The 11,643-nt window shown below is 40.3% G+C and carries 10 protein-coding genes; 5 read left to right on the forward strand and 5 right to left on the reverse strand.

All coding sequences use genetic code 11. From position 1 onward, the window contains the following. Window positions 1-116: 116 nt before the first annotated feature. Both IQ230_RS17945 and IQ230_RS17950 read right to left on the reverse strand, forming a co-directional pair. Window positions 117-1,025: a cyanophycinase gene (locus IQ230_RS17945; RefSeq protein WP_193933644.1), complete on the reverse strand. Its 909-nt coding sequence runs from the start codon at window positions 1,023-1,025 to the stop codon at window positions 117-119. A 354-nt stretch (window positions 1,026-1,379) separates the two neighbouring features. Continuing rightward, the gene (locus IQ230_RS17950; RefSeq protein ID WP_193933645.1) at window positions 1,380-1,598 is read right to left on the reverse strand and encodes a hypothetical protein; all 219 of its coding nucleotides are present in this window, start codon (window positions 1,596-1,598) and stop codon (window positions 1,380-1,382) included. Window positions 1,599-1,957: 359 nt separating this feature from the next. On the opposite strand from IQ230_RS17950, the gene IQ230_RS17955 reads away from it, so the two are divergent. Then, window positions 1,958-3,868, forward strand: a complete 1,911-nt coding sequence (locus IQ230_RS17955) for an ATP-binding protein (RefSeq protein WP_193933646.1) — start codon at window positions 1,958-1,960, stop codon at window positions 3,866-3,868. 129 nt (window positions 3,869-3,997) lie between these two features. On the opposite strand, the gene IQ230_RS17960 is transcribed toward IQ230_RS17955, so the two are convergent. Continuing rightward, window positions 3,998-5,653: an alpha-amylase family glycosyl hydrolase gene (locus tag IQ230_RS17960; RefSeq protein WP_193933647.1), complete on the reverse strand. Its 1,656-nt coding sequence runs from the start codon at window positions 5,651-5,653 to the stop codon at window positions 3,998-4,000. A gap of 521 nt (window positions 5,654-6,174) precedes the next feature. Here IQ230_RS17960 and IQ230_RS17965 point away from each other — a divergent pair. Beyond that, complete coding sequence (locus tag IQ230_RS17965) at window positions 6,175-6,750, forward strand: gamma-glutamylcyclotransferase (RefSeq protein WP_193933648.1); 576 nt, start codon at window positions 6,175-6,177, stop codon at window positions 6,748-6,750. Window positions 6,751-6,822: 72 nt separating this feature from the next. Here IQ230_RS17965 and IQ230_RS17970 read toward each other — a convergent pair whose 3' ends face one another. Next, window positions 6,823-7,782, reverse strand: coding sequence for a protochlorophyllide reductase (locus tag IQ230_RS17970; protein WP_193933649.1), 960 nt, complete (start codon window positions 7,780-7,782; stop codon window positions 6,823-6,825). Window positions 7,783-7,996: 214 nt separating this feature from the next. Beyond that, a complete protein-coding gene (locus IQ230_RS17975; protein ID WP_193933650.1) occupies window positions 7,997-8,539 on the reverse strand; it encodes a universal stress protein in 543 nt (180 codons plus the stop codon). Window positions 8,540-9,416: 877 nt separating this feature from the next. Here IQ230_RS17975 and IQ230_RS17980 point away from each other — a divergent pair. The 3 genes from IQ230_RS17980 (at window position 9,417) to IQ230_RS17990 (ending at window position 11,635) form a co-directional block, all read left to right on the forward strand. Next, window positions 9,417-10,571 (forward strand): response regulator, encoded by a 1,155-nt coding sequence (locus IQ230_RS17980; RefSeq protein WP_193933651.1) that lies wholly within the window; start codon window positions 9,417-9,419, stop codon window positions 10,569-10,571. A 101-nt stretch (window positions 10,572-10,672) separates the two neighbouring features. Next, on the forward strand, window positions 10,673-11,038 hold the full coding sequence (locus IQ230_RS17985) for a response regulator transcription factor (protein ID WP_193933652.1): 366 nt from the start codon (window positions 10,673-10,675) through the stop codon (window positions 11,036-11,038). A 33-nt stretch (window positions 11,039-11,071) separates the two neighbouring features. Further along, the gene (locus IQ230_RS17990; protein ID WP_193933653.1) at window positions 11,072-11,635 is read left to right on the forward strand and encodes a chemotaxis protein CheW; all 564 of its coding nucleotides are present in this window, start codon (window positions 11,072-11,074) and stop codon (window positions 11,633-11,635) included. Window positions 11,636-11,643: the final 8 nt, after the last annotated feature.

Here is an 11,643-nt window from a genome sequence, read left to right on the forward strand (position 1 = left end):
GAAGATTTTTTTAGCATACGACAAAACATATATGCTTTTGAAGAGCATAAAAAAGAAGTAGCTTCTACTACTTCATAAAGTTATTTTACTAAGTAATTAATCTAATAAAATGTCTCTTATGTAGCTAATTGCTTTAGTAATTGTTCCTCAGTAGATTGAGCTACTGTTTGGTTAGCATCTAAGCTATTATTTTGTGACTGATTAGTAGCTGGAGAAATATTATCTAGAATGGGCTTTCTAGTTTTGAGATCGAATTTGTATCCATGTGGCAGAATATGTAACTTAGCACCACAAACTGCCAAAGCCTCGTCTTTTAATATTTCATCTACGTTACTGTGAGTAATATTTGAATCATCTACAACTGTAACAGAACCTGCTCCCACAACTTCAAATTGGTCATTACTGACAATCATAGCTGTATTTTCATCAATACCAAATCCCAAAACAGCAGGCTGCTGCGCTAAAGCAGCAATTAAACGTCCCAAACGTCCCCGTTGAGAAAAATGCTGGTCAATGACAACTTCTGGAAGAAAACCCATACCAGGACCAAGATCGACAATTTCCATCCGAGGATTTGTCTCTGAATCCCCTTCTACAATCATGACATCTGGCATTACAGCCGCCCCAGCACTGGTTCCGCCAACGACAAGTCCTGCTTGAAAACGCTTGTGAATTCTGGTATCAATCTCTGTATCTTTTAATATGTCTGTAATGCGGGATTGATCGCCTCCTGTAAAAAATATACCAGTTGCCTTATCAATAGCTTCTAATGCTGTTGAAGAACTAGCATCTTCGCGTGATTCAGTATCTACTATACGCACATCCTCCGCACCCAAGCGTTCAAAGATTCTTATGTAATTTTCTCCTACTTCTCTTGGTAATTCTGTTGCTGCTGTCATAATGACAATCCGTGCTTTGGTTCCTCCTGCACGACGCACAAATTCTCGTAGAATAGTGCATTCTCCTTCTTTATCTTCTGCTCCACCGATAATAACCAATTGACCTTTAGTTTGGCTCTGCGCCATATTCCCTCCTAGTTATTTTTTAGGGTTAGGACTTAAGTGCCATTGATGGAATTGTAAGTTTCAACCTTTGTTACTTCCTTGCCGACTTACCTCTGATAGCTACAAAAGTTCAAACAGAGGTGATGGAAATGTGCATAAGTCCTACTTATATACTAAATAAATCACAATAATATTATCTGTGCTACTACCCGTTTGGTAGATTTATATACAGAAGTTTTCAACTTACTGATCGGTCTATATAAAAATTAATGTATAAATTACTACCATAATCAAAAAAAGACCCCAGTTTAGGGTCTTTTACTTTAAGCCTTATTTATGAATATTGCTTTTATTGCAAAGTAATCGTTATATAGTCTACACTGATGAAGCTTCTCTAACACGACTTCTCAAAATTAAGTTGTCTAAAAAGGCACGTGCTCTCTTAAGAGGGAGATGTCTTGGTTTTCCTTTAAAGACAATTTGGTACTCATTCTTGGTTGGACCGTCACCATATCCAGAGATAAGTCTTCTATGAAAAGCTTCTTCTGCTAGTTGCCGAATTTCTTCTCGAAGAGCAGCTTCCATATCGTGCATAATGCTGTCTCCTAAACTTCTTTAATTATTTCTATATTTACTCATAGAAGAAGTCAGAGCGTACCTTTCGCAGGTTATATATCTCAGTAATAAAATGATTAACGAGAATAAACCTTTAGTGATGAAGTCTAAAGTATACAAAACTATACCTTGAGATAGCTGCAAAATAATTGCATTAAAGGTAATCTTTCTCAAAGAATTAAGGCAGATTGTAGGTTCACTATTCAAGGAAGCTTACGCACGAAACCAAATGGTGCAGCGATCGCGTATATCCTAGTCTTCGGCTTATTAATAGTCATCACTAAGCAGTAACGTAAGACGCAATTGGGCGTCCACATGATATTTTTGGGAGAAACTCAATGGTACAAAGCGCAAGTACAGATGTAGTGAGAGTAAATGCTAGAGCAACTGATGTCTTTGATGTCTTCAATCTTAAACATTACGAAGGTCCCAATCAATATTTAGAAACCGGTGCGATTGTCTTTGATATTGCACTGACAGAGTCTGAAAAGCCCTTGTCGATAGAAGAATATGTTGCTGCGATTGGCGATCGCTACCCGCAACTGCGCGCAGAAAAGTATCAATCTCATGCACATTTATTTGCTCGCACAGTTTCTGAAGTTGGAAAACTCGACATGGGTTTGCATTTAGAGCACTGGAGCATTCAATACTATCCAGAGTATGCCAGAATTGCTATACAGTCGTTACATGGTAAAACAGCCCATGCAGTTGTCTATTTTGTTTGGGACTGGTTTGAATCAATTACCCAAAACCGCGAAATAGTATACGAAGAGCAAATTAGGATACTTCAAAACAAATTTCGCCAATCAGTGTACGGTGGTCCTACAGTTTATGCTTTACTACGTACGGCTGATAAAAAGCGCATTCCCACATTTTATCTTTGGGATGAAGGGTTAATGCAGTATGGCTATGGTAGTAAGCAAGTACGCGGTGTAGCGACGACCTTCGATTGTGATAGTCACCTCGATTCGGACTTTACAACACGCAAAGATGACTGTAAGGCTTTTTTAGGGACGCTTGGTTTTCCTGTTCCAGGGGGCGATCTTGTGACTTCTCTCAAGGAAGCTACGGCAGCAGCAGCAGACATTGGTTATCCAGTTGCAGTTAAACCTGTAGTGGGACATAAAGGAATCGGTGTCACCGCAGATGTGCAAAATTCTGAGGAACTCAAATCTGCTTACAATAGAGCAGTCAATGCGATTCCAGAAGATCAACCAATTCGGATCATTGTAGAAAAAAGCATCTCAGGATCAGATTTTCGGTTACTGTGTGTCAACGGCAGGTTTGTTGCTGCAACTGAACGGCGTCCCGCATCCGTTATTGGTGATGGTGAATCTACAATTGCTGAGTTAATTGAACGCGAAAATCGTAAACCAGCACGTCTAGACACGCCAACCTCTGCAATGAGTAAAATTCAGTGCGATGAGGCTATGGAACTTTATCTAGAAGAACAAGGCTTATCGCTAGATAGCATACTAGAGCAAGAACGTACTGTGTATCTGCGTAAAGTTGCCAATCTTTCTGCTGGCGGATTCAGTATTGATGCAACCCGCGATGTTCACCACGACAACATCATTTTGGCGCAAGACATTGCTCAGCATTTTCGCTTAACTTGCCTTGGCATTGATGTCATCACCCATAGCCTTTCTCAATCCTGGAAATCAGGCAATTTTGGCATCATTGAAATTAATGCAGCGCCAGGTATTTTTATGCATCTTAATCCTGCTGTTGGTGAAAGTGTGGATGTGCCATCATACATTCTCGAAACCTTTTTTGAGTCTGGCAGTCATGCCAGAATACCAATTATCACATTCAACCGTGTTTCTGTAGGAGAACTGCAAGAAACAATCGATCACATTCTTTTGCAACATCCTGACTGGACAATTGGGGCGGTATGTCAAGATGGTGTTTTTGTTAACCGTTCGCCAAAAGTCTTGAACAAAGAATACAACAACAATATTCAAAACTTACTACGTAATCCTAGGCTCGATCTGCTAATTGCCGAGTATAACGAGGAAGTTTTGGAAAAAGAAGGGATATTCTACTACGGTAGCAATATGGTTGTGCTCAATGATCCAACAGAAACAGAAATGACATTGGCGCGGGACGTTTTTGAAGATTCAACCATAGTTGTCAAAGAAAGAGACAACATTTCTATTCGTCGTCGGGGCTTGATTGAAGATTATACGTTAGGCGCGGGCGAACCGTTTACGCGAGTTTATCTAAAAGAAATTGGCACAATTTTGTAAGAAAATAAGAGCTGTTAGCTTAGTGCTAATTGCAAACTGCTAAGAGCTTTCAAAAATCTGTGTAAAACCAAAAGTGAGCTGCATTTGTGTAGCTCACTCAAGGAACGACTGATGATGTTGGCTAGCGCATCACTGTTGCCAGACGAATACTTTGGCTTCGTAACCTCCAATGTCAAGCATCAAGCCATCTTCTCCAGACTCGATATCATAGTCACCTGTCCACTCGTGCCACTTGCCAGCAGCAGGGAAATTAGACACATAATAACCTCCGAGGAAGTCTTCTGAGAAGTTAGCTACGACAACAATGCGGGAACCTTCATCATTCCAGCGCGTGTAAGCGAGAACTTTAGCTTCTGGATTTTCGTGGAAGAAGTCAATGTTTTCAGTGTAAAGTGCATGATTGTGCTTACGTAGCGCAATCATCCCTTTGTAGTACTCAAATAAACCACGGTTGAGATCGTTACCCAGTAATGTCCAATCAATTTTGGCGGAATCAGGAGTTTTAGGCTTGTATTCACCAAATTCTTCACCCATCCATACTAATGGAACGCCGATCGCCGTCATTAAAATGGCAACTCCTAGCTTGATCCGCTTGAATGCTTCTTCTTCAAAAATTTCGCGATCGCCTAACTCCACCATTAGGTGATTATGATCGTGATTGGTTAAGTAATTGACAACGTTAACTGTCCCCATGAAGCCTTGACGCTTACAGTCAATCACATCTTTGAGGCGATCTAAATCAAACGTGTCACCGCAGATATGTTCTAAAACACAGTGATAAAAGCTATCATGCCAGCAACCATCCATTGGTCCATCGGCATTAGTGATGGTAGGTGTTTCCGGAATATGTTCAGCAACAGTATAAAATGGCTTCATGCTAGCTGTATTTTTAGCTTCTTGCACAATCCAATGCATAAAGTCATAATTAGCAATTTGTCGTGCCGCATCGAAGCGAATACCATCTGTATGATACTCCTGAATCCAGAAACGGATATTATCTCCAATAAATCGTCGCGCTGGATATGTTTCTAGCTTTTCGTCATAATGCTCATAATTAAATTCTGGTCCCCAGTTGTTATCAGGATCGCGGGGTTCATGGTGATACCAGTAATCGTGATCGATTTGTGTTAATGGTGCTGATGCTTCTGAATGGTTATAAATACCATCCATGATGATGCGCATCCCTCGCCCATGACATTCATCGATGAGACGCTTCAATCCCTCAGTTAGACCATAACTCGATTCTGTAGCAAAAAAATGTCGAGGGTTGTATCCCCAGCTATGATCTCCAGGATATTCTTTAACGGGCATTAGTTCAATTGCATTAACGCCCAATTCACACAGATAGTCGAGTTTCTCAATTACGTGCTTGTATTTGCCACGGGCGTAAGGATCGTCTTCACCGCCGGAAAAATCACCTACGTGTAATTCATAAATGACCAACTCACGATCTGCTGGTAAAGGCTTATCATCGTGTTGCCAAACATAGGTGTCAACGATACGTTCCCCATCTTTGATCCGCACTACTCCATTTTGAGTAGGGTTATCAATATCAACAGCATAAGGATCGACAACTTCTACCCATTGATCCGGTTCAAAAAACCATGATTTGGATTGAACGCGGAATTTGTATTGATAATCTCCGTCTTCGAGTTCTACTTGCGTGCGGAAATAACCATCTTCACCTTTTTGCATGGGGATATCTTCCCAATTTGAGAAATCCCCGATTAAGGCTGCTCCTTTGACGTATGGAGCAAACAATTCAAATTCAATCGGAGCTGCCATAGAAGTGATTAAATTAGCAATATAGATACCCGTATTATGTTGTTTTTGATTACGGCAGTCTATAAGTCTCAGGAAGTATGTTTGGCTGTATATCTGATTTTCCTTACAAACAAGCATTAATTCATATTTAAGCCAGTATAAGTCGCTTTATTCCTTAAAATCCGCTCAAATCGTATTTTATCAAGTGTTATCTTGGTTCTCTTTATTTTGCAAAATTGATTTAAAGTATTAAAAAATAGTTTCTTGTCTAATTTATTTAAGTAATAATACGTGAAAACAAAAAACAGGTATTTGAGGTTACACCCACCAAAATTGAATTTTTCAGGCAAAAATACGATTTTTTCTGCAAGAATTGCAGTTCCTTAATATGTGCATAGCATGAGCGATCGCAGCTCAGTTGATACCAACTTGTAACTCATGATTTTAATCTACAGTTTGTCGGTCGGAATACGTCACTTTAGATCCAAGTAGTTCTGCTAAAATTGGCTGAATAAAATAATTAAGTACTTTGATTGCAGTTTATGAGCTTTCCGGCATCACAAGTAACGCAGCGACAACATAAAGAAGCAATGTTTTACTACTTTGCCTACGGTTCTTGTATGTGTCCGGTAGACCTCAAGCGATCGCTTGGTGAAAAAACTCATATCTACGTGATTGGACCTGCTCAGCTTTCAGGATATCGCTTGGGATTTTATTCTTATTCAGCGCTGCGTCGCTCTGGAGTTTTAGATATTATCAAAGATCAAAGTGGTGTTGTAGAAGGCGTATTGTATCAATTACCTTGGCGATTAAGTGCTCATTTAGACGAACGCGAAGGCGTAGTCCACAATTGGTATCGTCAAGAAACTATCAATGTCTCCAGCCGCGATCGCGTATATCAAAACGTACGTACTTACGTAGTTATCGATAAGTTAACTGAAGAACTCGCCCCAAACGATTGGTACTTTAACGTTGTTCTCCGAGGTGCTGTCACTTGTGGGCTAACCGAGCAATACTGCTGGAACTTATTCAATCATATGCATCAATTGCAACAGAACTACTCTCATGCATCAACAAATATCGCGATCGGCATAAGACAACTGAAGGATCGGGGATGATGATTGTCTGACCCTTAAGTCTAAGGGCTGTGACAGTCTTCCCTCATCTCGACCCCTCATTAATTGATTTTGCTAAGCTTTAACGAGCTGTTCGCTGAGATCCCACATTCGTTCAGCTTTTGCATCATCGCGGGCTTGGGGAGAAACCTTTTGGACAAATGGCTTGCCATCTTTCTTTTGGCGATTGCCCCAACTCCAATACACGCCAGATTGCTTGTATTCAGGATCGATAACTACTGCTGCGACGCGCTCACCAGCTAATTCTTGAGAGACATAACCACCTGTAATGTATTTCTGGAACAAGGGGAAAAGTTTCTGAAACAATGGATAATGGTTGCGGAATAGAGGCGTGTCTGCAACACAACCTGGATAAAGCGAGGTGAAAGTAATTCCGGTTGTATCGTGATAGCGTCGATGTAACTCCCGCATTGTTAATACATTGCAAACTTTGCTATCTTTATAAGCCTTGACAGGCTCAAATTTCTTGCCATCAATCATCGAAATAGGAGCTTTAAACCCATCAGCAAAGCCATCGAGATTTCCTAAGTCAGGACGTGGAGGAATTTTCCCTCCCAACTCGTCAGGGTTATGCGTCACAGTTCCCAAAATAATAACTCGCTTATCTGTAGCTGATGAATTTTTGAGATCTTCAAGCATCAAGTTGCACAAAAGAAAATGACCAAGGTGATTGGTAGTCATAGTCAACTCATAGCCTTCTGGGCTGCGCTGCGGCTCTTTCAACAAAGGCATATAAATTGCAGCATTGCAGACTAACGCATCTAAAGATTTGCCACTTGCTCTAAAGTCGTTCACAAACTTCCGAACGCTATCAAGCGAGCCAAGATCAATATGCATGACCGTGTAGCTTTCTTGTGGTATTCCTACGCTTTCAGCAGCATTTTTTGCCTTTTCCAAATTTCGACACGCCATGACTACGTGCCATCCTTTTTGAGCAAGTGCTTTTGCCGCGTATAGACCAACTCCTGAAGAAGCTCCTGTAATGACAACTGTTGACTTGCGATGTTGCTCCATTTTCCGACTCCGTTAACTGCCACTCTTTCTTCAGGATCTCACACCACTGATTCGACTCATGTGTAGAAATGAAAACCTAAGAGAGTTTTGAATTTTGAGTTTTGTTCGCGCAGCGTGCCGAAGGCAATTATTCTGAATTAAAGAATATTCTTAACTCTCTTAAACTCAACACTTCACGACTCATAACTCATAACTTCCTATTACCCAACAGCGGCTAACTACTAATTTGCAAATTTTCGATTGTGTGGTCTTTTTGGGTTGTTTCTGGACGAGTGCTCACACGATGTTGTACCGTGAGTACTGAGCAAGGCGCATGATGCAAAACATAATTACTGACACTACCCAAAAGTAGTTCGCTTAAACCCGAAAGACCTCTGCGTCCAATGACAATCAAATCAGCCTTCCAATCGCCAGCCGTACGGCATATTGTGCGACCTGGACTTCCTGCACACTGATGAAATTCTGTCGTAATTCCTGCCGCAGTTGCTTGTTGAGTATACGATCGCAATAGCTCTAAGCCGTATCTTTCCATTTCTTGCCACTGCTGTTGATAAAGTTCCAACGTGCGATCGCTCACTCCAGGATAGTAGCCCATTGTAGGAAATATAGGCACACTTGAACTTCCTTCAACTTCTCCTGACAAAACGTGCAACAGCATTAATCTTGCATGACTGACTGTTGCTAAACACAGCGCTTCCTCAAAAACATCTTTGCCAATTGCAGAGGTATCCATTGCAACGAGAATTCTATCGAACATCTAGACTGCCTCCCATGTATCTTCACTTCGTAGTGACCTACTTACCATATGTCCTGCAGGTTGAGTAGCTACAAAAGTGCTGTGTCTTCCTCATCTATATATATATAAAGAAATTGAGGAAATTGTGGGGAAAACCTAAAAACGCTAACTGAGCTGATCTACATGATAGCCTTAGCAGTTTAAAAGATTGCTCATTGCTAAGATTTTTTGTACTTTGTTTCAATTGCTTGATAATGAGAAGTTCTCGCTCAGTGCAAACAACACTGCCATCAAAGCTGTCTAGTTGCAAGCTTTTCTTTAGTAGTAATGAATACATCGTATGAAATTGAAAGCTCATAAAACAAATTAGAACCAGTAATGATAACGGGTAATAGATAACTATTCCCTTAATGTTACTAGCTACATGACAGTTCCAGCCATTTTCGACTTAATTTTGATATTGTTTCTCGCGTCTTAGTTTTTAACCATTTATCTTTTGAGTATTTTAGCTCAAGAATTTAATTTTTAGAATTTATTGTTATTGTTTCACACTGATAACTCGTTTGATTCCTCTAAGATCCCGCGATAACACCTATATAAGCTTCTCTTCCCTAAACAAATTCAGTATTGATACGGTTACTGAGTTAATTATGCCAATGTCATGATCAACTCAAATTAACACAGCGTAGTATTTGTTGGAATCAATGTGGTGTAAGAATCGTGGTTTCTCTCACGCTCTAAGCTGTAGGCATTGAGTCTATATTTTAATGCTAATCGCACTATTAATACTAATTGTTGATTCGCCTAAACAGTATTTTTATGTTTTTTGATAAATTATGATATCTAACTATTTAAACTAAACTTGTTAATGCCAAAAATATAATGAGAAATTAATGTTATGCTTGCTGAAACAATCAATAACACCGATTTTGTTAGTAAACTAGCAATATTAAAGCAAGAGAGATTTAGTGGAAGAGTATTGCTGAAAGACCAAACTCAAGAGTGGAATCTTTATCTTTTCCTTGGACGAATTTTATATGCAACAGGAGGTCATCATCCTGTAAAACGCTGGCGAAGAAATGTACTTGCTTACTGTCCTCAAGTTGACGTCAATACTCTTAAAATTGCAGAAAGTAATATGAGTTTCAGTGGAGATATTTCTTGGGAATATCTCTTGTTGTATTCTGCAATTGAACAACAACATATATCTCGCGATCAGGCAGCAAAGATTATTGCGTCAATTGTTGCTGAAGTATTATTTGACGTAACTCAAGTAACACACATCACTTGTGAAATAAAACCAGAAAATCTTTCCGTTCCACAACTTGTCTTACTCGATCCAGGACAAGCGATCGCCGAAGCTCAGCACGCATGGCAAAACTGGCAAAAAGCTAAGCTAGCAGATCGTTCGCCAAACCGCGCACCAGTCATTCGCGAGCCTGAGCAATTACAGCAACAAGTATCCCCCGCAGTCTTTCAAAATCTGACAAAACTATTAGATGGACAGCGATCGCTACGGGATATTGCAGCAGGAATGAAGCGGGACGTTATGGACGTAACAGCATCGCTGCTACCTTACATTCAATCAGGGTTAATAGAATTTGTTGATATTCCTGATGCTGCACCACCAATTACACCACCGGCAGTAGTTTCACAACCCGCAGTAACTGCATCAAAAACTTTAATTGCTTGCGTTGATGATAGTCCGTTAGTGTGTCAAAGCTTAGAAAAGATGCTAACAACTGCAGGCTATCAATTTGTTGCGATTCAAGACTCGTTACGCGCGATCGCAACATTGCTTACCCGCAAGCCAGATTTGATCTTTTTAGATCTAGTCATGCCAAACACAAATGGATATGAAATTTGTAGTCAGCTACGCAAAGTTTCTGTGTTTCGTGACACTCCAATTATCATTCTTACTGGTAATGACGGCATCATTGATCGGGTTCGAGCCAAACTTGTTGGTGCCACAGATTTTCTGAGTAAACCAGTAGATGCTCAAACGTTGCTAGAGGTCACACAAACACACCTTAATAAAACCCTACAGGTGTAATTGAGTTTTATCTCACATCTTACCTAACAACACAATAACAGGATACTTGGTGCTGGAAACAGCACAACAAATACAACGAATTATTTTTTTGAGGTTAAACAATGAGTACAGTTTTAGTTGTTGATGACTCTATTACCGAAATCGAAATTATTAGCAGCTGTCTACGTCGTAGCGGATTAAATGTGATCACTGCCTGTGATGGTGGTGATGCCATGAACAAACTAAGTGGTCAAAAACCAGATGCGATCATTTTAGATGTTGTTCTACCAGACAAAAGTGGTTTTGAACTTTGCCGCGATCTCAAAGCAGAAGCAAGTACCAGCAAAATTCCCGTTGTGATTTGCTCAACCAAGGGCAGTGACATGGATAAATTCTGGGGTAGAAAACAGGGAGCCGATGCTTATTTGGCAAAACCTGTTGATCAAGAAGAACTAGTACGCACTGTTAAGCAACTCATTCAAGGTTAAGGCAATATTGTTAGCCTCGCCAGGAGACGAATCATGATATCTGAGTTTTTGACTAGAGGCACTACACCTAGCATTTCTACTGAACAAATCGGTGTAACTCAACAATTTTTGCGGTTGCACCTTATTCCTGACACAACAGCTATGTTGGCAGTGAATCAGATCAGCGAAGTGCTGACTATCCCGATGACTCAAGTTGTACCGATTCCCCATATGCCAGCTTGGGTATTGGGTGTCTATAACTGGCGGGGTGATATTTTATGGATTATAGACTTAGGGCATTTGTTAGGACTAACTCCCCTATCTCAACATACAACAAACTCTTCTACTTATACTGCTGTTGTCATTCGCGATGCTCAGCAACATAGAGCTACTCTAGGACAAAATACTAGTGACAAAGTACTAGGGTTGTTAGTCAACCGTGTAGAAGACCTCGAATCGTGCAATCCAGACGTCATTCAATCACCGCCTGAATCTGCAGTTAAATCTGAATTAGTACCTTATTTACGTGGTTATTGGCTAAAGCAGACTGGTGAAATTTTCGTAGTTCTTGACGGCAACTCAATTATTGCTGGAATGACTCAAAACTTCAATTTTTAACGAGTGAT

Origin of the sequence: Gloeocapsopsis crepidinum LEGE 06123, from assembly GCF_015207655.1 — a bacterium.
GTDB classification, from domain to species: Bacteria; Cyanobacteriota; Cyanobacteriia; order Cyanobacteriales; family Chroococcidiopsidaceae; genus Gloeocapsopsis; species Gloeocapsopsis crepidinum.